The organism is Streptomyces olivochromogenes (assembly GCF_021538895.1).
Classification (GTDB): Bacteria; Actinomycetota; Actinomycetes; order Streptomycetales; family Streptomycetaceae; genus Streptomyces; species Streptomyces olivochromogenes_A.
The window spans coordinates 43,117-66,619 of record NZ_JADDRL010000007.1 but is presented as its reverse complement, the minus strand read 5'-3'; the positions used below and the strand labels follow the sequence as shown (position 1 = coordinate 66,619).

General features: G+C 71.8%; 16 protein-coding genes and 1 other RNA gene. 8 read left to right on the top strand and 9 right to left on the bottom strand.

Translation table 11 applies throughout. From position 1 onward, the window contains the following. The first annotated feature begins 10 nt into the window (after positions 1–10). On the top strand, positions 11–1,285 hold the full coding sequence (locus tag IPZ69_RS05280; protein WP_235452651.1) for an MFS transporter: 1,275 nt from the start codon (positions 11–13) through the stop codon (positions 1,283–1,285). A 61-nt stretch (positions 1,286–1,346) separates the two neighbouring features. Here the strand turns inward: IPZ69_RS05280 and ssrA are convergent. From ssrA to ftsE, 5 genes are all read right to left on the bottom strand, one after another. Next, positions 1,347–1,751, bottom strand: a transfer-messenger RNA (tmRNA) gene (gene ssrA / locus IPZ69_RS05275). A gap of 113 nt (positions 1,752–1,864) precedes the next feature. Next, the gene (gene smpB, locus IPZ69_RS05270; RefSeq protein WP_235452649.1) at positions 1,865–2,407 is read right to left on the bottom strand and encodes an SsrA-binding protein SmpB; all 543 of its coding nucleotides are present in this window, start codon (positions 2,405–2,407) and stop codon (positions 1,865–1,867) included. A gap of 75 nt (positions 2,408–2,482) precedes the next feature. After that, positions 2,483–3,652, bottom strand: a complete 1,170-nt coding sequence (locus IPZ69_RS05265; RefSeq protein ID WP_235452647.1) for a S41 family peptidase — start codon at positions 3,650–3,652, stop codon at positions 2,483–2,485. Between the two features lie 67 nt (positions 3,653–3,719). Further along, complete coding sequence (ftsX, locus tag IPZ69_RS05260; RefSeq protein ID WP_235452645.1) at positions 3,720–4,637, bottom strand: permease-like cell division protein FtsX; 918 nt, start codon at positions 4,635–4,637, stop codon at positions 3,720–3,722. A 47-nt stretch (positions 4,638–4,684) separates the two neighbouring features. Continuing rightward, positions 4,685–5,374 (bottom strand): cell division ATP-binding protein FtsE, encoded by a 690-nt coding sequence (gene ftsE, locus IPZ69_RS05255; RefSeq protein WP_235452642.1) that lies wholly within the window; start codon positions 5,372–5,374, stop codon positions 4,685–4,687. Between the two features lie 304 nt (positions 5,375–5,678). On the opposite strand from ftsE, the gene IPZ69_RS05250 reads away from it, so the two are divergent. Beyond that, the gene (locus IPZ69_RS05250; protein WP_235452640.1) at positions 5,679–5,870 is read left to right on the top strand and encodes a hypothetical protein; all 192 of its coding nucleotides are present in this window, start codon (positions 5,679–5,681) and stop codon (positions 5,868–5,870) included. Between the two features lie 91 nt (positions 5,871–5,961). Here the strand turns inward: IPZ69_RS05250 and IPZ69_RS05245 are convergent, their stop codons facing one another. The 4 genes from IPZ69_RS05245 to IPZ69_RS05230 all read right to left on the bottom strand — a co-directional run bounded on the left by IPZ69_RS05245 (position 5,962) and on the right by IPZ69_RS05230 (position 11,184). Further along, entirely contained in the window at positions 5,962–6,579 is a 618-nt protein-coding gene (locus IPZ69_RS05245) for a hypothetical protein (RefSeq protein WP_235452637.1), read from the bottom strand. A gap of 289 nt (positions 6,580–6,868) precedes the next feature. Next, positions 6,869–7,975 (bottom strand): peptide chain release factor 2, encoded by a 1,107-nt coding sequence (gene prfB, locus IPZ69_RS05240; protein WP_235452634.1) that lies wholly within the window; start codon positions 7,973–7,975, stop codon positions 6,869–6,871. Between the two features lie 214 nt (positions 7,976–8,189). After that, positions 8,190–9,428 (bottom strand): serine/threonine-protein kinase, encoded by a 1,239-nt coding sequence (locus IPZ69_RS05235; RefSeq protein WP_235452631.1) that lies wholly within the window; start codon positions 9,426–9,428, stop codon positions 8,190–8,192. A gap of 112 nt (positions 9,429–9,540) precedes the next feature. Further along, entirely contained in the window at positions 9,541–11,184 is a 1,644-nt protein-coding gene (locus IPZ69_RS05230; protein ID WP_235452630.1) for a serine/threonine-protein kinase, read from the bottom strand. A 326-nt stretch (positions 11,185–11,510) separates the two neighbouring features. On the opposite strand from IPZ69_RS05230, the gene IPZ69_RS05225 reads away from it, so the two are divergent. From IPZ69_RS05225 to IPZ69_RS05200, 6 genes are all read left to right on the top strand, one after another. Further along, a complete protein-coding gene (locus IPZ69_RS05225; protein ID WP_235452628.1) occupies positions 11,511–14,912 on the top strand; it encodes an FHA domain-containing protein in 3,402 nt (1,133 codons plus the stop codon). A 157-nt stretch (positions 14,913–15,069) separates the two neighbouring features. Then, positions 15,070–16,446: an ABC transporter substrate-binding protein gene (locus IPZ69_RS05220; RefSeq protein ID WP_235452627.1), complete on the top strand. Its 1,377-nt coding sequence runs from the start codon at positions 15,070–15,072 to the stop codon at positions 16,444–16,446. Between the two features lie 70 nt (positions 16,447–16,516). Next, positions 16,517–17,797 carry a carbohydrate ABC transporter permease gene (locus tag IPZ69_RS05215; RefSeq protein ID WP_235452825.1) on the top strand — a complete coding sequence of 427 codons (1,281 nt, stop codon included), beginning with the start codon at positions 16,517–16,519 and terminating at the stop codon, positions 17,795–17,797. Then, entirely contained in the window at positions 17,794–18,702 is a 909-nt protein-coding gene (locus IPZ69_RS05210) for a carbohydrate ABC transporter permease (RefSeq protein ID WP_235452625.1), read from the top strand. The genes IPZ69_RS05215 and IPZ69_RS05210 overlap by 4 nt, the downstream gene beginning before the upstream one ends. A gap of 165 nt (positions 18,703–18,867) precedes the next feature. Further along, positions 18,868–21,135 carry a bifunctional glycosyltransferase/CDP-glycerol:glycerophosphate glycerophosphotransferase gene (locus IPZ69_RS05205; protein ID WP_235452623.1) on the top strand — a complete coding sequence of 756 codons (2,268 nt, stop codon included), beginning with the start codon at positions 18,868–18,870 and terminating at the stop codon, positions 21,133–21,135. Between the two features lie 165 nt (positions 21,136–21,300). Beyond that, positions 21,301–23,502: a bifunctional glycosyltransferase/CDP-glycerol:glycerophosphate glycerophosphotransferase gene (locus IPZ69_RS05200; RefSeq protein WP_235452621.1), complete on the top strand. Its 2,202-nt coding sequence runs from the start codon at positions 21,301–21,303 to the stop codon at positions 23,500–23,502. Position 23,503: the final 1 nt, after the last annotated feature.

Genomic DNA, 23,503 nt, shown 5'->3' with positions numbered 1-23,503 from the left:
CCGTGGATCCATGTCCCAGCTGCGCATGACTCCGTACCGACGCCTCTTCGCCCGCCCCGGCACCCGCGCGTTCACCGTCGGCAATCTGATCGCCCGCCTGCCCATCGGGATGTTCGGCGTGAGCGCGGTGGTGATGATCGCTGGTGCGCGGGGGTCGTACGCCCTCGCCGGCGCCGTCACCGCGACGGGGCTCGCGGCGATGGCGGTGGCCGGGCCCGCGGTCGCGCGGCTCGTCGACCGGTACGGGCAGGCCCGGGTCGCCGTGCCCGCCACGGTCATCGCCGTGCTCGCCAGCCTCGCGCTGCTGCTGTGCGTGCGCTACGACGCCCCCGACTGGACCCTGTTCGCCGCGTACGTCGCCACCGCGTCCACCCCGAACATCGGCGGCCTGTCCCGCGCCCGCTGGGCCCATCTGCTGCGGGACGACCCGGACGCCCTGCACACCGCGAACTCCTTCGAGCAGGCCGCCGACGAGCTGTGCTTCATGCTCGGGCCGGTCCTGGCGTCCTTCCTGACCGGGACCTTCTTCCCGGAGGCGGGGACCCTGACTGGGGCGGTGCTGCTCCTCGCGGGAATGCTGGTGTTCACCGCCCAGCGCGCGACCGAGCCCCCGCCCCGGGCACACAGCCGGGCCGCGTCGCCGCTGCGCAGCCCCGGCATCCCGCCGCTGCTGGCCTGCTACGTCGCCACCGGCGCGGTGTTCGGCTCGATGGAGGTCGTCACGATCGCCTACGCCGACGGGCAGGGGCACCGCTCGGCGGCCGGGGCGGTACTCGCGCTCCAGGCGGCCGGCTCCTGCGCGGCGGGCCTGCTGTACGGGGCACTGAAGCCGGCCGACCCCCGGCTGTCCCGGTGCCTGCTCGCGATGACGGTGCTGATGTCGCTGCCGCTGCTGGCCGCGCGCACGGTCGGTTCCCTGTGGGCGCTGGCGGCGGCGCTGCTCGTGGCGGGGATGGCGACGGCCCCGACGATGGTGACCGCGATGACGCTGGTGCAGCGCCGGACACCGCAGGACCGGTTGAACGAGGGCATGAGCCTCGTCGTCACCGGTCTGCTCGTCGGCATAGCCTGCGGTTCGGCGCTCGGCGGGTGGACGGCGGAGCATGCCTCGCCGGCGACGGGCTTCGCGGTACCGGTCGCGGCGGCGGCCGCGTCCTTCGCGATCAACACCGCGGCGGAGAAACTCCGTTCGCTCAAGCCAGGGCAGCCGGGCCGGCCACAGCAGCCCGGCCAACGAAGCCGTCGAGGCCTTCGAGACCATCAAGAAGTCCGCAGCCCTCGCTGAGGGCGCACACGCCGAGGGCCCGGTGGTCTGTACGACCACCGGGCCCTCGGTTACATGGGAATTGTGGAGATGGCGGGAATCGAACCCGCGTCCAACGGTGCGGAATCAGGGCTTCTCCGTGTGCAGTCCGCTTCGATTTTCTCGGCCCCGGAGATCACGCGGACAAGTCTCCGACGGGCCCAGTCACTGTTTGATTTCCCTCTTCACCCCGTGACCGGGATCAAGGTTTAGTCCCCTAGCTGATGCCAGGATCCGGGTCGGGAACAGCCCCGGGCTGACACTCCCCTGAGTAAGGGGCAGTCGCCTAACTACCTAGATCAGGCAGCGAGGGCGAACTGCGTCGCCTTGGGAGAATCGCTCTTAACAGTGGCGATTATTTTTTTCGGCCTGTGGTTTACGAGATCATGGCCGCTTCCTCGACACGCTTCCCCTGCTTCGACAGCCGCTGTCGAAACCGATCATCCCCATGTTGTTTTTTCAATCCCTCCGGAGAGGGCGCGCACCCTCTGTGGAGTGCAGGGCCATCCTACGTGAACAACGCAGGTCCGTGCCAGCGTATTCCTGGCGACCCGTACGCGGCTACGCGCCCCGCTGCTTGCGCTTCGCCGCCGCGATGGCGCGCGCGGACTCCCGGCGGTCCTGCTGCTCACGCAGCGTCTGCCGCTTGTCGTACTCCTTCTTGCCTCGGGCGAGGGCGATCTCGGCCTTGGCCCGGCCGTCCTTGAAGTACAGGGCGAGGGGCACGATGGTGTGGCCCGTCTCCTGCGCCTTGGCCTCCAGCTTGTCGATCTCTTCCCGGTGCAGCAGCAGCTTGCGCTTGCGGCGCACCGAGTGGTTGGTCCAGGTGCCCTGGCTGTACTCGGGGATGTGGGCGTTGTGCAGCCACGCCTCGTTCCCGTCGATCTGCACGAAGCCGTCGACCAGCGAGGCCCGGCCCTGACGCAGCGACTTCACCTCGGTGCCGCTCAGGACGAGCCCGGCCTCGTAGGTGTCAATGATCGCGTAGTCGTGCCGCGCCTTCTTGTTCTGCGCGACGATCTTGCGCTTGCCGCCCTTCTCGCCGTCCTTGGCTTTGGCGGCCGTCCCCTGCTGCTTCTGCTGGGACTCTGTCGGTACGTACATTCCCTTGGCCATAGTGCCGTCCATTTTCGCACTACGGACGGGGTGCGAGGGAAGCAGATAAACCCGGGAGCGGCGCTACGACGGGTCGCCCAGGCCGCTCAGCACCGTCTCGGCCCGCTGCATGGCCGCCCGGTCGACCTCCAGGTCGGGGGTGATGCCCCGGCCGTCGACGCCGTGGCCGGAAGGGGTGCGGTAGTGGCCCACGGTCAGTTCGGCGACGGAGCCGTCGGGCAGCCGGCTGGGCATCTGGATGGAGCCCTTGCCGAAGGTGCGGGAGCCCACGACGACCGCGCGGCCGCGGTCCTGGAGCGCGCCGGTGAGCATCTCGGCCGCGCTCATGGTGCCGCCGTCGACGACCGCGACCAGGGGCCGGGTGATGTCGCCGCCGGGCTCGGCGTGCAGGGCGCGCTGTTCGCCCTCGACGTCGTAGGTGGCGACCAGGCCGCCGTCGAGGAAGGCGGAGGCGGTGGTGGCGGCCTCGGTGACCAGGCCCCCGGAGTTGCCGCGCAGGTCGAGGATGATCCCGGCGCCGGCCGGGGCCTGCCGTACGGCGGCGCGGACGACGTCGCCGGAGCCCTTGGTGAAGGCGGCGATCTTGATGACGGTGACCGCGCCGGGGAGCTTGCTGACGGTGACGGAGCCGGTGGACAGGCGGGCCCGGCGCAGGGTCTCGTCCCACGCGCGCGTGCCGCGTTCCAGGCCGAGCCGGACGGTGGTGCCGGCGGGGGCGTCCTCGGCGTCACCGCGCAGTAAGGAGACGACCTCGGTGACCGGGCGCCCGTCGACGCTGCGGCCGTCGACGGCGCGCAGCCGGTCGCCCTTGCGGATCCCGGCGGCGGCCGCGGGCGATCCGGACTGCACCCGGGTCACCTGGATACGGCCGTCGCGCTCGCGGCGGGCCCACAGGCCGACGCCGGTGTACTCGCCGTCGAGGGCCTCCTGGAACTCCTCGTACTCGCCCTCGGAGTAGACGGCGGCCCAGCGGTCCCCGCTGCGGCTGACGGCGCGCTCGGCCGCCTCCATGGGGGACGTTCCGTCGGCCACGGCGTCGGCGGCGGCCTTCTCGACGGCGTCGTGGCGGCTGGCCGCACGGGCCGCGCCCGCTTCCGCCCGCCGGTCGGTGTGGCCGGGGTCCGGGAAGGCGCCGGTCGCGGCGCCGGTCACCAGCACTCCGGCGAAGACCAATGTCAGGGCGGCCCCGCGGCTCATGCGGCGGGGCTGACAGAACAGGTCACGGCCTGACATGCGGGTGAGTCTAGGACAACGCGAAGGGCCGTACGGTCGGTTGACCGCACGGCCCTCTTGGCATGCGTCACACCTTCAGGTACTTGCGCAACGCGAAGAATGCGGCAAGCGCGGGCATCAGCAGGCTGGTGGCAAGAATCAGCGGCAACTTGGTCAACACGGCGTCCCAGCCGATGAAGTTGATCAAGTTCAGCTTTTCTGACAGGGCCAGGCCGTGGTCGATGATGAAGTATCGCGCCAGGACCAGGAATCCGCAGGCCACGGTGCCGCCGATCAGTCCGGCGACGGCGGCCTCCGCGATGAACGGCGCCTGGATGTAGAAGCCGGAGGCGCCGACCAGGCGCATGATCCCGGTCTCCCGCCGACGGCTGAACGCGGACACGCGCACGGTGTTGACGATCAGCATGAGCGCGACGACCAGCATCAGCGCCATGACCATCCGGGCGGCCCAGTTCATGCCGTTGAGCAGCCCGAAGAGGTTGTCCAGGATGCCCTTCTGGTCCTGCACCGACTGCACACCGTCACGCCCGTCGAAGGCGGTCGCGATGACCTGGTACTTCTCCGGGTCCTTGAGCTTGATCCGGTACGACTCCTGCATCTGGTCCGGCGTGAGGGAGCTGGCCAGGGGGGAGTCGCCGAACTGCTCCTTGTAGTGCTTGTAGGCCTCGTCCTGGGACTCGTACGTGACCTTCTCGACCACGGTCATCTTGCCGAGGTCGGCCTTGATCTGCTTCCTCTGGTCCTCGGTCACCGCGCCCTTGGCGCAGTTGGGGTCCGACTCGGCGTCGCTCTTGTTGCAGAGGAAGATCGAGACGTTGACCTTGTCGTACCAGTAGCCCTTCATGGTGGTGACCTGGTCGCTCATCAGGAGCGAGCCGCCGAAAAGGGCCAGGGACAGGGCGACGGAGACGATCACGGCGAAGGTCATCGTCAGATTGCGGCGGAGACCGACACCGATCTCCGACAGTACGAACTGGGCGCGCATGGCGTCTGGTTAAGCCTTTCCGTGGACGTCTGCGGGGTCGGTGGCGGTCAGTGCTGGTAGCCGTAGACGCCGCGGGCCTGGTCGCGGACGAGGCGGCCCGCCTCCAGCTCGATGACGCGCTTGCGCATCTGGTCCACGATGTTCTGGTCGTGCGTCGCCATCACCACGGTGGTGCCCGTCCGGTTGATCCGGTCGAGCAGCTTCATGATGCCGACGGAGGTCTGCGGGTCGAGGTTGCCGGTGGGCTCGTCGGCGATCAGCAGCTTGGGCCGGTTCACGAAGGCCCGCGCGATGGCCACGCGCTGCTGCTCACCACCGGAGAGCTCGCCGGGCATCCGGTCCTCCTTGCCGCCGAGCCCGACGAGGTCGAGCACCTGCGGCACGGACTTGCGGATCTCGCCCTTCGACTTGCCGATGACCTCCTGCGCGAAGGCCACGTTCTCGGCGACCGTCTTGTTCGGCAACAGGCGGAAGTCCTGGAAGACCGTCCCCAGCTGGCGGCGCATCTGCGGCACCTTCCAGTTGGAGAGGCGTGCGAGGTCCTTGCCCAGGACGTGCACCTGGCCGTGGCTGCACCGCTCCTCGCGGAGGATCAGCCGCAGGAAGGTGGACTTTCCGGAGCCGGAGGACCCCACGAGGAAGACGAACTCGCCCTTCTCCACTTCCAGGGACACGTCCCGGAGGGCTGGACGGGTCTGCTTGGGGTAGACCTTGGAGACATTGTCGAATCGGATCACGGATGCACCACGGGTCGCCGGGGGTAGATGTGCGTGACCATACGCGAAGCAGGCGCGCAAGCGCAGTCGCCGGTCTGGGTTGGATAATGCTTGTCCCTTTTTGTCCCGGGTAAGGATCGCGCCCGGGAGAGGCTCGGGGAACCCCGCGGACACCCGGATCCGGCCCGCGGCCGCCTGAGCCCGGATCCACCCCTCTTCGAGCGACCCGCGCAAGCTCCGCGGGAACCTGGCAGAGTGGAGGGGGGAACGTTCTCGTTTCCGGAAGCGTTGTATGTGTGATGGCCGGTGCAAGGAGGGCGAGCGCATGACGTACGACCGGTTGGTGTGCGCGAACTGTGCGGCGCCCGTGAACGAGGGCCGGTGCCCCGTGTGCCGCGCCAACCGCGAGCGGCTGCAGCAGGAGAACTTCTTCGCGGGACTGAACCCGATGGCGCTGATCGCGCTGCTGGCGGTGCTGATCGCCGCGGTGGCGCTGCTGGCGCACCAGACCGCGTAAGAGCGCCGTGGAGCGGTGAAGGGCCCGGAGCGCCAAGCTCCGGGCCCTTCACCGTATGTCCGCTGTACGTTGCGTACAGAGCCGGCTACCGTCAGGCAGCCGCTCCGCCCCGGCCGCCCACGAGGCGCGGCAGGATCCGGAAGCCGATGCCACCGGCGATCATGGTGGCGGCGCCGACGATCAGGAACGTGGTCTGCGCGGCACCCGTCTCGGCGAGCTGCTGACCGTTGCCCTGGGCCTGGGTGCCCGACGAGGTGTTGTTCGAGCCGGTGTCCGTGAGGGCGGAGGTGCCCTCCTCCTGGGCGGAGGTGCCGGAGCCGCCGTCGGGGTCGTTGTTGTTGCCCTGGCCGTTGCCGTGGCCGTGGCCGTTCCCGTTGCCCCCGCCGTTGCCGTTGCCGTGCGTCGGGTTGGAGGTGGGCTTCTCGGAGGGCTGGGCCGTGGTCGGGTCCTCGGTGGGCTCGGTGGGCTCCTCCGTGGGGTCCGTCGGCTCGTCCGAGGGGACCGTGGTCTGCGACGGCACATCCGTCGGCACACCCGTGTCGGTCGGGCCCGGGTCCGGGGTCGGGTTCTCGTCGGCGCACAGGACGCCGAGCAGGCAGTCGTCCGACTCCGCGGCCGAGGCGGCGCCCGCGGCGGTCAGCGAGGCGCCGGCCGCGATCACGCCACAGGCGGCGATCCGCGCGATCCGGATCCGCGTCTTCTTCGTCATATGGTTGCTACCCCCAGTAGCTAATGGTCACCAAGCGGCGCTTAGGGGGCCGTGATCGACGGGGGTGGCTGACGACGAACTCGTCTTTCACTTCCCCCGGTTCACATGCGCCCCAGAGATACGCATGCCACTCTTCACCCTTCCGATTTTTCAAAGCATCGTCAAGGCCGTTGCGTGTGCAATGTCCGATGCTGGGCCTTATGCCGGGAGTTACGGGTGTGAGTGTGATGTAGAACCCAGACAAAACACAACTGCCGCCTCGACGGCGGCAGTTGTCATGTCGACAAAGTTACTTCTCTTGCTGCTTGCGCCAGCGAATGCCGGCCTCCAGGAAGCCGTCGATCTCACCGTTGAACACGGCCTCCGGGTTGCCCACTTCGTGCTCGGTGCGCAGGTCCTTGACCATCTGGTACGGGTGCAGCACGTACGAACGCATCTGGTTGCCCCAGGAGTTGCCGCCGTCGCCCTTGAGCGCGTCCATCCTGGCCTGCTCCTCCTGACGGCGCCGCTCCAGCAGCTTGGCCTGGAGGACGTTCATCGCGGTGGCCTTGTTCTGGATCTGCGACCGCTCGTTCTGGCAGGAGACCACGATGCCGGTGGGGATGTGGGTGAGGCGCACCGCGGAGTCGGTGGTGTTCACGCCCTGGCCGCCGGGGCCCGAGGAGCGGTACACGTCCACCCGCAGCTCGGACTCGTCGATCTCGATGTGGTCGGTCTGCTCGACAACGGGCAGCACCTCGACGCCCGCGAAGGACGTCTGGCGGCGGCCCTGGTTGTCGAAGGGCGAGATACGCACGAGACGGTGCGTGCCCTGCTCGACGGAGAGGGTGCCGTAGGCGTAGGGGATCTGGACGGCGAAGGTGGTGGACTTGATGCCCGCCTCCTCCGCGTACGACGTCTCGTACACCTCGGTCTTGTAGCCGTGCTGCTCTGCCCAGCGCAGGTACATCCGCTGGAGCTTCTCGGCGAAGTCGGCGGCGTCCACGCCACCGGCCTCGGCGCGGATGTTGACGAGCGCCTCACGGGAGTCGTACTCGCCGGACAGCAGCGTGCGGACCTCCATCTCGTCCAGTGCCTTGCGGACGGCGGCGAGCTCGGACTCGGCCTCGGCAAGGGTGTCCGGGTCGTCCTCCTCCTCGGCCATCTCGAAGAGCACGGCGAGATCGTCGATCCGTCCGCGCAGCGCCTCCGCCTTCCTGACCTCGGCCTGGAGGTGGGAGAGCTTGCTGGTGATCTTCTGCGCCTCGTCCGGGTTGTCCCACAGGGACGGCGCGGCCGCCTGCTCCTCGAGCACGGCGATGTCTGCCCTCATGCTGTCGAGGTCCAGAACGGCCTCGATCGACTCCATGGTCGAGGAGAGGGACTTGAGCTCTTCGGATACATCGAGGACTGCCACGCATCCAGCGTAACGGCTCCGCCGGGCGACCAGTGCCGGGCGGCTGCGCCTGGCTTTGGCCGGTGATCGTGGTGTCCGGCGCCTGTGCGGTACCCGGTGTCCGTGAGGGCGCGTCTGGGGGCTGTGCCCCCAGGGCCCCCCTTCGGCCTGGACGGCCTCGTCCTCAAACTCCCCCAAGCTCTACGAGCAGGGGGTATCCCCAGACGGGCTGAGATCACGGTGTCGACGACGTGTGCGTTCCCGGTGGGGTGTCCGAGTCGTCGCCCGAGGTGGCCAGCCAGGCGCCGATGCCGAGGGCCGCGGCCAGGACCGCTCCCGCCACGGCCAGGGTGATCCTGCGGCGGCGGGCCACGGCCCGGTGGCGAGCCGAGCCGGGGCGGGGTGCCCCCGCGGGGCGCGGCACCCGGGCCGTCCCGCGCGCACCGCCGGCCAGCTCGTCGGGGCCCGGCACCCGCATCGACGTGTGCGTGTCACGGTTGGAGTCCGGCTTCGCGCCGGGGACCAGGGGCACCGCGCCGCGCCGTACCTGCTCCCCGGAGGCGGACGGCGCCGACGGGGCAGCCGGTGTCTCGTCCACCCCCTCCTCGGCGAGGTCCGCGTCCGGCTCGTCCACGTCCAGCGGGGGCATCCCGGCCAGCGTCGGCAGCTGCTCCTTGAGCCGCGCCGCCAGCTCGGACGCCCGCAGCCGGGAGGCCGGTGCCTTGGCGAGGCACTGGACGATCAGCTGCCACAGCTCGTCCGGGATCCCGGGGAGCGGGACCACGGTCTCCGTGACGTGCCGGCGCAGCACCGCGCCGGGGTGGCCGCCGCCGAAGGGCGTGAACCCGGCGAGCAGCTCGTACAGCACGGTCGCGAGGGCGTAGATGTCGACCGCCGCGCGCGGCGGCAGGCCCTCCACGATCTCCGGGGCCAGATAGTCCGGCGTGCCGATGATCTTCGTGGCCCGGGTCCGCTTCGGGGAATCGATCAGCTTGGCGACGCCGAAGTCGGTCAGGAGGGCGGGGTGCGCGCCGCCGGGGCCGAGCGGCCCCTGCATGTCCAGCAGCACGTTCTCCGGCTTCACGTCCCGGTGCACGACCCCGGCCGCGTGCGCCGCGGCGAGCCCGTCCGCCACGTCCGCGACGATCGCCACCGCCGCCTCGGGCGACAGGCGCCGCTCCCGCTCCAGCCGGGTGCGCAGGTCCGTGCCGCGGACCAGGTCCATGACGAGCGCGAGGTCGTTGCCGTCCACGACCAGGTCGCGCACCGACACGATGTGCGGGTGCTCCAGGCCGAGCAGGGCCGTGCGCTCCTGCACGAAGCGTCCGACGAGCTCCTGGTCGGACGCGAGATCCTCGCGCAGCAGCTTGATGGCGACGGGCCCGTCCGGCCCCTCGCCCAGCCACACCGTGCCGGCGCTGCCCCGCCCCAGGATCTGGTTGGCGGTGTACCGGCTGCCGATCTTCCGTGCCAAGACTGCTCCTACCAGACGCGTGTTGCCGCTAAAAGTACGCGTCCGACGAGCCAACCTTCACCACGGAGGCGGAAATCACCCGCCAGATATCGACAAATCAACAGGCCAATCGTCAGTTACTGCCGGTAGCGTTCCCGAGCTCCTTGACCCAGTCGCTCACGGTGCCGGCCCAGTGGGTCAGCTCCTGCCAGTAACTGCGGCCCGTTCCGAGCCAGTGCTGCAGCGGACTGAACTCCCAGATCAGCCATCCCGCCACGAACAGGATGACGATCGTGAACAGACAGCCCTTCAGGCAGCCGAGCCCGGGGATCTTCATCGGGTTGGCGCTGCGCTGCCTCGGCTGCCGGGGCTCGCGCACCGGCCGCTGGGGCTCCGGCGGGGCGGCGGGCGGCGCGTACCGCTGCGGCTGCTGACGCTGCGGGGCGTACTGCTGCGGCTGCTGCTGTTGCGGATAGCCGTAGCCGGGCGGCGGGCCCTGCTGCTGCCGGCGCGGCTGCTGTTGCTGCTGCGGCCGGGCCACCTGCCGCTGCGGGCGGCGGCGCAGCGGGTCCTGGTCGGGGTCGAGGTACTGGATCTGCGTCTGCTCGTTGCGGTCGCGGGCCGCGGCCAGCTGGTTCTGCCAGGGGTGCGGCTGGTCGGGCCGCTGTCCCTGCGGCAGCACGGCGGTGGGGTCCGCCGCGCCGGTGTTCGGCAGGACGGCGGTCGGGTCGGCCGCGCCGGCGGGACCGCCGGTGTGGGGCATGACGCTGGTCGCCGCGTTCGGGTCGTACGCGCCCTGCGGCGAGCCGGTCGGCAGCACCTGGGTGGGATCGGCGGCCCCGGGCACGCCCGGTACGGCGGTCGGCGCCGGGTCGGGGGCCAGCAGGGCGCCGACGCCCTCGGCGGCGGCGATCTGCGCGGAGTTCGCGTGCACGCCGATGCCCTCGGCGACGACACGCAGGCCGCGCGCGAGGTTCTCGGCGCTGGGCCGTTCGTCGGGGTTCTTGCGCAGGCAGCGCTCTATGACCGTCCACAGCGGGTCGGGCACGGTGGAGGGGCGGCGCGGCTCGGCGCTGAGGTGCTGGTGCAGCACCTCGAGGGCGCTGCCGCCGGAGAACGGCGGGCGGCCGGTGACCAGTTCGTACAGCAGGATGCCGGCGCCGTAGATGTCGACGGCGGAGGTCTGCGGGCGGCCCTCGGCCGACTCCGGGGCGATGTACGCGGGCGTGCCCACGAACTCGTGGGTGCGGGTGAGGCCGGGGGAGTCGGCCAGGCGCGCGATGCCGAAGTCGGTGAGCAGCGGGTGCAGCTGGCCGTCGCGCTGCTGGAGCAGGACGTTGGCGGGTTTCAGGTCACGGTGCACGACGCCGTCGACGTGGCTGGCCGCGAGCGCGTCGGCGATCTGCGCCGTCATCAGCGCGGCGGCGACGGGCGTGAAGGGGCCGTTCTCGCGCAGGTAGCGGTGCAGGTCGGGGCCGTCGACGAGGTCCATGACCAGCGCCAGCAGTTCGCCCTCGACCACCAGGTCCCGGACCCGGACGATGTTCGGGTGGGTCAGCCGGAGCAGAACGGACCGTTCCCGCAGGAACCGCATCACGATGTCCGCGTCGCTCGCGAGCTCCTCCTTGAGGACCTTGATCGCGACGGTCTCACCGGGCTGCCCGGGCACGGCCGCCTCGGCGCCCGCGGTCTCACGCTGGCGGGCTCGCCAGACGGTCCCGGTGGCGCCGCGTCCGAGCGGCTCCTCCAGGAAGTACTTGCTGCCTACCGGCCGCACGTCATGTGCTCCCTGCTGCTTGCTGGTGTTCCGACCACTGTAGTGCCGCTCCCCTGGGCACTACGTACGCGTTCCCGAGCATGTTCGAAGGAAAGACGCTCGCCTTGGTCTCGTGGTTGCCGAAGCCGGACGTGACCGATCTCAAGTGATCGTCGACGCGGTACTGGTCAGGCACTTTTAGGGGCAGAGCTGACCAATCAAGATCACTTATTACCGGGTCGCGGGCGCGTTGTCAGTGACAGGTGCGAGGATGCCTGCAGTACTGGCCGACGTGCTCGTGGGGTGGGGGGTAGTCCGCGCCCGCGCAGAAGGGACCGCTGACGCCGATGCAGATCCGGCTGACCGTCGTAGACCCGCTCGGCCCGTCCCCGCAGCGGGGCCGTGCCGCGAGCCGCGACGTGCTGGTCACGGCGCCCGCGGGCACGGACCTGGCCGCGGTGACGTCGGCACTGTCCTCGGCGGTCTCCGGGGACGGGAGCGTGGGCCGGGAGGCCGGCGGCGCCCCGGTCGTCCTGTACGCGGGCGCGGAGCGACTCGACGCCCGCCGCAGCACCCTGGGCGAACCCCCGCTGGTCGACGGCGCCGTGCTGTCCCTGGGCGCGCCCGCCGATCCCGAGCCGCATCCGGAGCTCGACGACGCCCCGACCCAGCTGCACGTGGTCGCGGGCCCCGACGCGGGCGGCGTCCACCTGCTGCACGGCGGCCAGGTCACCATCGGCCGTTCCGCCGACGCCGACGTCCCGCTCGACGACCCCGACGTCTCCCGCCTGCACTGCGCGGTGACGGTCGCCGCGGACGGCCGCGTCTCGCTCGCCGACCTCGACTCCACGAACGGCACCAGCCTGGACGGCACCCGTGTGTCCGCCCGCCCCGTGCGCTTCCCCGAGGGGTCCCTGCTGCGGATCGGCGAATCCGCCCTGCGGCTTGCTCCGTCCGGGGGACCGGGCGCCCGGGTGGAGACGGTGCCGGACGGCGAAGGGTGCGTGCGGGTGGCCCTGGACGAGGCCGCCGCGGACGACGCCGCGGAGCCCCACGCGCGCGCGGCGCACACCGCGAGCGGCGCCACCCCGGCCGGAACCACGCACCACGCGTACGGCTCGGCGGGCTGGGAGGGCCCGGACGCCCAGGAGCACCTGCCGGTGGAGGCGCCCGTGGTCCCCGGTCAGGGCGGCGCACCGCGGATCGAGACCCGGGGCTCCGTGAGCGGCGGCGTGGACACCCATGCCGGCCGCTTCGGAGTCGGTGGCCCGGGCCATTCCTTCGGGGCCACGCCCCCGGGCACGACGGCCCACGGCACGGCACCGGACGACGGCCTCTCCGAATCCGACGCCCGCGCGCGCGAGGAACGCGACGAACACCGGGAAGCCGCCCCCGGCGGCCGCAAGGGCACCCCCCTGCGGGGCACCGACGTCCCCCCGGGCGTGCGCAGGCGCGGGATAGGCAAGTGGGCACGCCGACTGGCCGGCGGGCGCGGCGAACAGCCGGCGGCCGACGCGGAGGCGTACGGCGAGGAGGGCGGCGTCGAGATCGGCGCCCCCGCCGAGGGCCCGCCGCGGCTGCCCGAGACCTGGCCGGACCCGGCGGCGCTGCTGCTGACGGCGCTGGGACCCGGACCGCGGCTGTGGGAGCGCGGACCGGCCCACCCGGAGACCCTCACGGTGCGGCTGGGCACGGCCGACCGGGCGGTGCCGGGCGGCTCGGGCCTGCTGCCCGCCGTGCCGGTGACCGCGGATCTGCGCGAGGCCGGGTCGCTGGGCCTGGCCGGGCCGCGCGCGCGGCTGTCGGGGCTGGCCCGCGCCGTGCTGGCCCAGCTCGCCGCGCTGCACTCCCCCGACTCCCTGGAGCTCGTCCTGCTCAGCGCGGACCGCTCGCGCACCCTGGAGGAGCGCACCGCCGAGTGGTCCTGGCTCGGCTGGCTCCCCCATGTCCGTCCGGGCCACGGCCAGGACTGCCGCCTTCTGCTCGCCTACGACCGCGAACAGGCCGCGGCCCGCACCGAGGAACTCCTGCGCCGGCTCGAGGAGCACCTGGCCGACGGGACGGCGGCGCCGCACCCGTCCCCCGCGGCGCACGGCGATGCCGCCGACGGCGAGCGGCGAGCCGCCCGCCGGCCCTCCTGGGCCCGGGACGAAGCGGGCGGGACGGACGGCTTCGCGGGGCCGTACACGGTGGTCGTCGTGGACGGCGACCCGGGCGGCGCCGGTCTGCGCGAGTCGGTGGCCCGGCTGGCCCTGGAGGGGCCGCGGGCCGGGATACACGTCGTGTGCCTCGCCGAGACGGCACCCGCGTCGCCCACCTCTCCGGTGACCGAGACGTACGAGGCCGCGTGCGCGGTCGCGCCGACGTTCCGCGCCTGCGGGGCCGTGGCGCTGCTCGGCGGTGACGTCGCCACGGCGCTGCACCTGGTGCGCGTCGCGCGCGCGGACGCCCACGGCGCCGCGGGGCACCCCGTCGGCCCCGGCACCGTCGCCGCCGTCGACGCCGTCTCCCCCGCCTGGGCCGAGCGGTTCGCGCGGGCGCTGGCGCCGCTGCGCACGGACGGCCCGGCCGGCGAGCGGCACACGCGCGTGGCCGCACCGCTGCCCCAGTCGGCGCGGCTCCTGGACGAGCTGGGCCTCGCCCGGGCCACCCCGGCGTCGCTGATGGCGCGCTGGGCGGACGCCGCCGACGACACACAGTCGCTCGGCGGGCGGGCCTGGGCCGTGCTGGGCGCCGGCCCGCGCGGCCCGCTCAGCGCCGACCTGGTGGCCGACGGACCGCACCTGCTGATCGAGGGACCGCCCGGCAGCGGCCGTACGGAGTTGCTGCGGGCGGTCGTCGCCTCGCTCACCGCCGCCGAGCGCCCCGACCGGCTGGGCGTGGTCCTGATCGACGGCCGGGACGGCGTCGGCACGGGCGCCGGGCACGGCGAGGGCCTGCGCGTCTGCACGGACATACCGCATGTCACGACCCACCTCACCGCCAACGACCCGGTCCGGATGCGGGAGTTCGCGCAGTCCCTGAGCGCTGAACTGAAGCGGCGGGCCGAACTGCTCGGCCGGTCCGACTTCGCCGACTGGCACGCCCACCGCGAGGTGTCGGGCCGCATGGTCCCGCAGCGGACGGCCACCGCGCGGCCGGCCGCGTCCGGGAACGGGGACATAGAGGCGCCGCCCAGTTCGACGCTGCGGCTGCGGCCCTCGGCGACGGCCCGTCAGCGGACCGAGGCCGCACCGCCGTTGCCCCGGCTCGCGGTGGTCGTGGACGACCTGGACGCGCTGGTCTCCCCCGCGCTCGGTTCGCCCGGCCGGCCCGCCGCGGGGTCCGTCATACGCGCGCTGGAGGCGGTGGCCAAGGAGGGCGAGCGGCTCGGCGTCCACCTGGTGGTGGCGGCCGGCACCGGCGGCCGTACGGCGGAGACGGAACCGGCACGCCGGGCCACCCTGCGGGTGACGCTGGAGGCCCCGACCGCCGGACCGGACGAACCGGCACCGGGGCGCGGGCGTCTGGCGTCGGCGGACGGACGCGTCACCGCCTTCCAGGGGGGCCGCGTGACGGGCCGTATCCCCCGCACCGCGACCCAGCGCCCCACGGTCGTGCCCGTGGAGTGGCACCGCATGGGCGACCCGCCGGCCCGCCGTCCCGTGCGCGAACTGGGCAACGGGCCGACCGACCTGGCGCTCCTGGCGAGCGCGGTGGAGCGGGCGGCGCGGGAGGTGGGCGCGGCGGAGGTTCCCTCGCTGCTGTAAGCCCCTCATCGCCCCGCATACACCCCTGGTCACGAGCCGGTCACGATCACCCGGTTGACAGCGCGGGTGCTCTTGCCGCCTTCGAGGCGCCGGGCGTAGACCGGACCGCACGGGACAGCGCTCGGACGTTCAACGGAGAACGAAGAACGGGGCAGTGATGCGCAGCAGCAGCAACACCATCCGGACAAACAGGGCCGTCACGACACTCGCCACCCTGCTCGCGGGAGCGCTCGCGCTCACCGCTTGCTCAAGCAACGACGACAAGGACGGCACCGAGAGCCACAGCACCACCGCGACCGGTTCCGGCCTCAGCCTTCCCAAGCTGGACGGCACGAGCCTGGAGGTCGCCGCCGTCTGGACCGGTCAGGAGCAGAAGAACTTCAAGCAGGTCCTCGCGGAGTTCGAGAAGCGCACGGGGGCCAAGGTCACCTTCGTGCCCGCCCAGGACCCGATCATCAACTTCCTCGGTTCGAAGATCGCCGGCGGTCAGCCGCCGGACGTCGCCCTGCTTCCGCAGCCGGGCGCCATCAAACAGGCCGTGCAGAAGAAGTGGGCCAAACCCCTCGGCGCCGAGGCGCAGGCCGAGCTCGCCAAGAACTACTCGCAGGGCTGGCAGGACATCGGCAAGGTCGACGGCAAGCAGTACGGCGTCTACTACAAGGCCGCCAACAAGTCGCTGATCTGGTACAACGCCAAGGCCTTCGAGAACGCGGGCGCCAAGGAGCCGAAGACCTGGCCGGAGCTGCTGACGGCGGCGCAGGCGGTCTACGACTCGGGGGTCACCCCGTTCTCCGTCGGCGGGGCCGACGGCTGGACCCTGACCGACTGGTTCGAGAACGTCTACCTCTCGCAGGCGGGCCCGGAGAAGTACGACCAGCTCGCCCAGCACAAGATCAAGTGGACGGACCCCTCCGTGAAGGCGGCGCTCACCACGCTCGCCCAGGTCTGGGGCAAGAAGAACTACGTGGCGGGCGGCGCGGACGGCGCGCTGCAGACGGAGTTCCCGGCCTCGGTCACCCAGACCTTCACCGGCGGCGACCAGCCGAAGGCGGCCATGGTCTACGAGGGCGACTTCGCCCAGGTCAACATCGGTGAGACCAAGGCGAAGGTGGGCACGGACGCGAAGGTGTTCCCGTTCCCGGCGGTGGGCTCCACCGCGCCCGTGGTCTCCGGCGGCGACGCGGCCGTCATCCTGAAGGACTCCAAGGGGGCCCAGGCGCTGGCCACCTTCCTGGCCTCGCCGGAGGCGGCGACGATCCAGGCGAAGCTCGGCGGCTATCTCTCCCCGAACAAGAACGTGCCGGTCTCGGCGTACCCGAACACGGTGCAGCAGACGATCGCCAAGGCCCTGATCGCCTCGGGCGACGACTTCCGCTTCGACATGTCCGACCAGGCCCCGCAGGCCTTCGGCGGCACACCCGGCAAGGGCGAGTGGAAGGACCTCCAGGACTTCCTGAAGAACCCGAAGGACGTCGCCGGCACCCAGGCGAAGCTGGAGAAGGACGCGGCGGCGGCGTACGGCAGCGGGAGCTGATCCGGCAATGACGTCGGCAGCGGCGGCAGGGGTCCCACCGGCCCCTGCCGCACCGAAGCGCCGCAAGAGCGTGACCGGCACCCGCAGGACCGTGGCAGCGCTCTTCCTGCTGCCCGCCCTGGTGTTGCTCGGCGCGCTCGTGGTCTACCCGATCGGGTACTCGATCATCCGCAGCTTCTACAACGCCTCGGGCGACGGTTTCGCCGGGGTCGACAACTACAAGGCGCTGTTCACGGACGACGGCATCCGCACCGCCCTGAAGAACAACATCATCTGGGTGGTGTTCGCGCCCACGGTCTCCACCGCCCTCGGCCTGATCTTCGCGGTACTGACCGAACGGGTCAGCTGGGGAACGGCGTTCAAGCTGGTCGTCTTCATGCCGATGGCGATCTCGATGCTGGCCGCCGGGATCATCTTCCGGCTGGTGTACGACCAGGACCCGGACAAGGGTGTCGCCAACGCCGTGTGGGTCGGCGTCCACGACACCTTCGCCCAGTCGTCCGCGTTCCCCAAGGCCCACCCGGGCCGCGAGTCGCCGCTGGTCGCGCGGGACGGCGGGTTCATCACCAAGGCGCCCGTGCACACCGGCGAGGTCGTCGCCCTCCCCCTCGTCGGCGTGGCCCCCGACCAGATGCCCGACGGCGCGCAGAAGGCCGCGGCGGCGAAGCCGGACCCCGCCGGGATCACCGGCACCACCTGGCAGGACTTCACACGGGGCAAGGGCGTCGGACGGCTGGGCGCCCCCGACCCCACCGAACTCGGCTACTCCGGGATGAAGATCGAGGCGGTCCTGGACGGCAAGGTGGTGGCCACGACGAAGGCGGCCTCCGACGGCACCTTCACCCTGCCGGCCAAGGCCGACGGCGCGCTGCTGCGGCTTCCGGCGGGCAACTTCAAGGAGCCGTACAACGGCGTCGAGTGGCTCGGCCCCTCGCTGGTCACCCCGGCCATCATCGGCTCGTACGTGTGGATGTGGGCGGGCTTCGCGATGGTGCTGATCGCGGCCGGGCTCGCCGGCATCCCCCGGGAGTTGCTGGAGGCGGCGCGCGTCGACGGGGCGAACGAGTGGCAGGTGTTCCGGCGGGTCACGGTCCCGCTGCTCGCGCCGGTCCTCGCGGTGGTCGCCGTCACGCTGATGATCAATGTGCTGAAGGTCTTCGACCTGGTGTTCATCATCGCGCCGGGCTCGTCCCAGGACGACGCGAACGTGCTCGCCCTGGAGCTGTACCGAAAGGGCTTCGCGGAGGACCAGCCGGGCATCGCGAGCGCCATCGCGGTGTTCCTGCTGCTGCTCGTGATCCCGGTGATGGCGTTCAACATCCGCAGGCTCAGGCGGGAGGTCAGGCGATGACGACCCATGCCGGAAGCATCGGCAAGGTGGCTCCCGCGCAGACGGTGAAGGCCCGGCGGTCGCTCGGCTCGCGGATCGCGGAGAGGCTCAGCGGCGGGCTGGTCCGGGTGTTCCTGATCGTCGTCGGCCTGTTCTGGCTGGTGCCGACCATCGGTCTGCTCGTCTCCTCGCTGCGCACGCCCGAGGACATGAGCGCCAGCGGCTGGTGGAAGGTGTTCACCGAGCCCTCCCAGCTCACCTTCGACAGCTACCAGAAGCTGCTGGAGAACAGCGACATCACCGACTCCCTGGTGAACACGCTGCTGATCACCGTCCCGGCGACGATCCTGGTCGTCGTCATCGGCTCGCTCGCGGGCTACGCGTTCGCGTGGATGGAGTTCCCGGGCCGCGACTGGTGGTTCCTGGGCGTGGTCAGTCTGCTGGTCGTCCCGGTGCAGGTGGCGCTGATCCCGATCGCCGAACTCTTCGGCAGGATCGGGCTGTTCGGGACGATCTTCGGGGTGATCCTGTTCCATGTGGGCTACGGCCTGCCCTTCGCGGTGTTCCTGCTGCGGAACTTCTTCGCGGAGATCCCACGGGAGCTCCTGGAGGCGGCCCGTCTGGACGGCGCCGGTGAACTGCGGCTGTTCGCCCGGGTGGTGATGCCGCTGGGCGGGCCCGCCATCGCGAGCCTCGGCATCTTCCAGTTCCTGTGGGTGTGGAACGACCTGCTGGTCGCCCTGGTGTTCACCAAGTCGGGCACCCAGCCGATCACGGTCGCGCTGCAGACGCAGGTACGCCAGTTCGGCAACAACATCGACGTCCTGGCACCCGGCGCCTTCATCTCCATGGTGATCCCGCTGGCCGTGTTCTTCGCGTTCCAGCGGCAGTTCGTCTCGGGCGTCATGGCGGGTGCCGTCAAGTAGCGGGCGGACCAACACAGCAGGGGCACACGAGAAGGGCGAGTCGGCCACCGGCTCGCCCTTCGGAGTTCACCCGGCATCCCCCACATGCCGTACGAACCGTAACCAATTCACTCCATCGGCCGTTCCCGGGCAGAACGCCCGCGCCGACCGACCCATGGATGTCCCTTGCCCAGGTTCAGTGTCATTGTCCCCGCGTACAAGGTCCAGGCGTATCTGTCCGAATGCCTGGACTCGGTGCTCACGCAGTCGTATCCCGATCTCGAACTCATCGCGGTGAACGACTGCTCGCCGGACGCCTGCGGGGCGATCATCGACGAGTACGCGGCGCGCGACGCGCGGGTGCGACCGGTGCATCTGCGCGAGAACCAGGGGCTCGGCCCGGCACGCAACGTCGGCATGGAGCACGCGAGCGGCGATTACCTGCTCTTCCTGGACAGCGACGACACGCTGACCCCGGACGCGCTGCGCGCCATCGCCGACCGGATCAAGGAGACCGACGAACCGGACCTCCTGGTCTACGACTACGCGCGCACCTACTGGTCCGGCGAGGCCGTCCGCAACCAGGTCTCGCTCGCGCTGACCGAGCAGGGCCCGGCCCCGTTCCGGCTGGCGGACCGCCCCGGGCTGCTGCGGGTGCTGATGGTGGCCTGGAACAAGGCGTACCGGCGGGAGTTCGTCGAGCGCGAGGGGTTCGTGTTCCCGCCGGGCTACTACGAGGACACCCCGTGGACCTACCCGGTCCTGATGACGGCGGAGTCGATCGCGACGCTGGACCGGGTCTGCGTGCACTACCGCCAGCGCCGGCAGGGCAACATCCTGTCCACCACCAGCCGCAAGCACTTCGACATCTTCGAGCAGTACGACCGTGTCTTCGCGTTCGTCGAGGAGCGGCCCGAACTCGCCCCGTGGCGGCCGGTGTTGTTCCGCCGCATGATCGACCACTTCTCGACCGTGTTCACCCGGCGCGACCGGCTGCCGCGCGGCACCCGCGCCGAGTTCCTGCGCCGGGCCCGCGCCCACTACCGCCGCCACCACGCCCCCGGCGCCCCGGTCCCGCTGCGCTCCCGGCTGCGCCACACCCTGGTCCGTCTGGGCCTGCACCGCACCTACCGCATGCTCCAGCTGGCCATGTCCGCGCGCCGCCGCGCCCGCAAGCTCGCCGCGAAGCTCGCCCGCGCCACCCGGGCGGCCGCCCTCCAGCTGCACTACCGCGTCCAGCTGCGCCTCCCGCTGCGCCCCGACCGCGCCGTCTTCGCCGCCTCCTGGGGACGCGGTCACTCCTGCAATCCGGGCGCCCTGGAGGCCGCGTTCCGCAGCCACGCCCCGCACATCCGCACTGCGTGGATCGCCCGCCCCGAGCATCACCACACGCTCCCGCCGGGCCCGCGCCGGCTGCGCGCCGGCACGGCCGCCTACTGGACGGCGCTGGCCCGCTCCAAGTACCTCGTCAACAACGTCAACTTCGACCGCCGGCTGGTCAAACGTCCGGGCCAGGTCTTCGTCCAGACCCAGCACGGCACCCCCCTCAAGCACATGGGCCTCGACCTCCAGGAACGCCCGGCGGCCGCCCGGAACACGGACTTCGCGGCCCTGCTGAGGGGCGTCGACAAGTGGGACTACCTGCTGTCCGCCAACCGGCACACCACCCTGACCTGGGAGCGCGTCTACCCGGGCCGCTACACCACGCTGGAGTACGGCTACCCGCGCAACGACGTGTTCCAGAAGGCCACTTCGGCGGACGTGTCCCGGCTGCGCGAGGAACTCGGCGTCCCGGAGGGCTCGGTGGCGCTCCTGTACGCGCCCACCCACCGCGACTACCGCCGCACCCAGTGCGCCGCCCTCGACCTGGAGCGCGTGGCGCGCCGCCTCGGCCCGCGCTTCGTGATCCTCGCCCGCGCCCACCTGTGGCACGCGGGCCCCCTCGCGCAGGGCCAGGGCCCGCGGATCATCGACGTGAGCGACCACCCGAGCGTCGAGTCCCTCTGCCTCGCCTCGGACGCGCTGATCACCGACTACTCGTCGATCATGTTCGACTACGCCAACCTGGACCGGCCGATCGTCATCCACGCCGACGACTGGGAGGCGTACGAGGCCGCCCGTGGCGCCTACTTCGACCTGCGCTCCTTCCCGCCGGGCGCGGTCGCGCGCGGCGAGGACGAGCTGATCGACATCTTCGCGACCGACCACTGGCGCGGCTCGCGCTCCAGCCAGCTGCGGGCCGCGTTCCGGGAGCGGTTCTGCCCGTACGACGACGGGCGCGCCGCCGAACGGGTCGTACGGCACGTCGTGCTGGGCGAGACGGCGGGGCTGCCGGCGTTCATCCCGCTCGCCGAGCGCCACCCCGTGCCGTCGGCGGCCTCGGCCCTCACCCGACCCCCGCTCGCAACCCTGTCGCAACCTTCTGTCCCTCTCCCCGTCACCGAGAGCCACTGAACGCCGTTTGGCCTATCGGGAGTTCCGATGCCCCCCAGCACCTCGCGGCCCACCCCGACCCGGCCCTCCACCTGGCGGCCGGCCGGGCGGCCCGGCCGCCTCCGTACGGCCTGAGCCCCAGGACGACAGGGCCTGGACGTCAGGACAGACACAAGAAAGAGCAGAATGCCCCGCTTCAGCATCATCGTCCCGTCCCATGGGGTCGCCGGGCGGCTGTCCCAGGCGCTGGACTCGGTCCTCGCGCAGTCCTTCGGTGACCTGGAGCTGATCCCGGTCTGCGACGCGCCGGACTCACCGGCCGCGGACGTCGCCGCCGGCCGTGCCGAGCGGGACTCCCGGGTGACCGTCGTGTACTCGCCGCCCTCCGCCGGGCCGGGCGGGGCGCGCAACACCGGGATGCGGGCGGCGACCGGCGCGTATCTGCTGTTCCTCGACGGCGACGACCTGCTGCTGCCAGGGGCGCTCGCGGCCCTGGACACCCGGCTCGCCGGGACCGGTGACGTCGACGTGCTCTACTTCGAGCACGAGCGGACGCCGTGGTGGGAGGGCGAGCCCACCAACCCCGCGGCGCCCCTGCTGGCCGGGGCGCCGAAGGGCGCGTTCCCCCCGGCCCGGGCGCCGCGGCTGACCGGCGTCCCGCTCCCGGCGTGGAGCGCCGCCTACCGCCGCTCCTTCGTCGCCGCACAGCACATCACCTTCCCCGAAGGACACTTCACGGACCTCGGCTGGGGCGGGCTGACCACGATCGCCGCCGAGCGGATCGCCGTCCTCGGCTCGGTGCTCGTCCGGCACCGGCTGCGGCGCGAGGGCAGCCGGCTCAACCTGCCGGGCGCGCACCAGCACCAACTCCTGGACCAGGTGGACCTGGTGCTGACCCGGGCCGCCGAACAGCGGCTCGACGCGGAGCGGTCGCGGCCGCTGTTCGAGCAGCTGTTCGCGGTCGTCCTGAAGACCGCCTCCCGCCCCGAGCGGCTGCCCTCCGGGCACCGGGCCTTCTTCCGCCGCGCCCGCCGTCTCTACCGCCACCACCGCCCGGCCGGCTTCCGGGTGCCGGGCGGGAGCGTGGGCGTACAGCACCGGCTGCTGGCGGCGGGGGCGTACACGGCGTTCCGCGCGCTGCGGGCCGCCAACCAGGTGGCGGCGAAGGCGGTCGAGCGCCTGCCGCGTCCCCGCATGCTGCGGACTCGGCTGCTCTACCGCGGTCAGCTGCGCCGCCCCCTCGACCCGCGGCTCGCCGTGTACTGCGCGTACTGGGGCCGCGGCTACGCCTGCAGTCCGGCCGCGATCCACGCCAAGGCCCGCGAACTCGCCCCGCACATCCGCTCGGTGTTCCTGGTCGAGGCCGACCAGGCGCACACGATGCCGCGGGACGTCGACCACGTGGTGATCGGCAGCCGCCGCTACTGGGAGGTGCTGGCCCGCGCGAAGTACCTGATCAACAACGCCAACTTCGCCGAGGGCGTGGTCAAGCGGCCGGGCAGCGTCCATCTGCAGACCCAGCACGGCACCCCGCTGAAGAAGATGGGCGTGGACCAGTCGACGTACCCGGTGGTGGCCGCCCAGACCGGCAGTTTCGCCAAGCTGCTCGGCCGGGTCGACCGCTGGGACTTCAACCTGTCCTCCAACCCCCACTCGACCCAGATGTGGGAGCGCGCCTTCCCCGGCTCGTACGAGGCGCTGGAGTACGGCTATCCGCGCAACGACGTCTTCTACACGGCGACCGCGGACGACGTCGCCCGGATCCGGCGCGAACTCGGCGTCCCGGAGGGCAGCACCGCCGTCCTGTACGCGCCCACCCACCGCGACCACCACACCGGCTTCGAGACCGGCCTCGACCTGGAGGCCTTCTGCGAGGCGGCCGGCGAGGACGTGGTCGTACTGCTGCGCGCCCACTACTTCTACGACCGGGGTCCGGGCCGCCACAGCGGCCGGATCATCGACGTCACCGGGCACCGCTCCTCCGAGGACGTCTGCCTGGCCGCGGACGCGCTGGTCACCGACTACTCGTCGATCATGTTCGACTACGCCAACCTGGACCGGCCGATCGTCGTGTACGCCGACGACTGGGAGGTCTACCGGGAGACGCGCGGCGTCTACTTCGACCTCATGGCCGAGCCGCCGGGCCCGGTGACCCGCACACCCGGGGAGCTGGCGCGCGTCTTCCACGACGGCTCGTACCGGGGACCGGAGTCCAGGGCGCTGCGGGCCGCGTTCCGGGAGCGGTTCTGCCCGTTCGACGACGGGCGGGCCGCCGAGCGCGTCGTACGGCGGGTGCTGCTCGGCGAGCCGCCGGAGGCGATCCCGCCCGTGATCCCGCTCGCGGAGCGCATCCCCGCCCCCGCCGCCGCGACCCTCGTCAGGAGCTGAC

Excerpts from the sequence above, each read along its gene's own strand:
- IPZ69_RS05245 (WP_235452637.1), bottom strand. The coding sequence starts at position 6,579 with ATGACGAAGAAGACGCGGATCCGGATCGCGCGGATCGCCGCCTGTGGC.
- IPZ69_RS05280 (WP_235452651.1), top strand. The coding sequence starts at position 11 with ATGTCCCAGCTGCGCATGACTCCGTACCGACGCCTCTTCGCCCGCCCC.
- IPZ69_RS05220 (WP_235452627.1), top strand. The coding sequence starts at position 15,070 with ATGCGCAGCAGCAGCAACACCATCCGGACAAACAGGGCCGTCACGACA.
- IPZ69_RS05225 (WP_235452628.1), top strand. The coding sequence starts at position 11,511 with ATGCAGATCCGGCTGACCGTCGTAGACCCGCTCGGCCCGTCCCCGCAG.
- IPZ69_RS05265 (WP_235452647.1), bottom strand. The coding sequence starts at position 3,652 with ATGTCAGGCCGTGACCTGTTCTGTCAGCCCCGCCGCATGAGCCGCGGG.
- smpB (WP_235452649.1), bottom strand. The coding sequence starts at position 2,407 with ATGTACGTACCGACAGAGTCCCAGCAGAAGCAGCAGGGGACGGCCGCC.
- IPZ69_RS05250 (WP_235452640.1), top strand. The coding sequence starts at position 5,679 with ATGACGTACGACCGGTTGGTGTGCGCGAACTGTGCGGCGCCCGTGAAC.
- ftsX (WP_235452645.1), bottom strand. The coding sequence starts at position 4,637 with ATGCGCGCCCAGTTCGTACTGTCGGAGATCGGTGTCGGTCTCCGCCGC.
- IPZ69_RS05210 (WP_235452625.1), top strand. The coding sequence starts at position 17,794 with ATGACGACCCATGCCGGAAGCATCGGCAAGGTGGCTCCCGCGCAGACG.
- IPZ69_RS05200 (WP_235452621.1), top strand. The coding sequence starts at position 21,301 with ATGCCCCGCTTCAGCATCATCGTCCCGTCCCATGGGGTCGCCGGGCGG.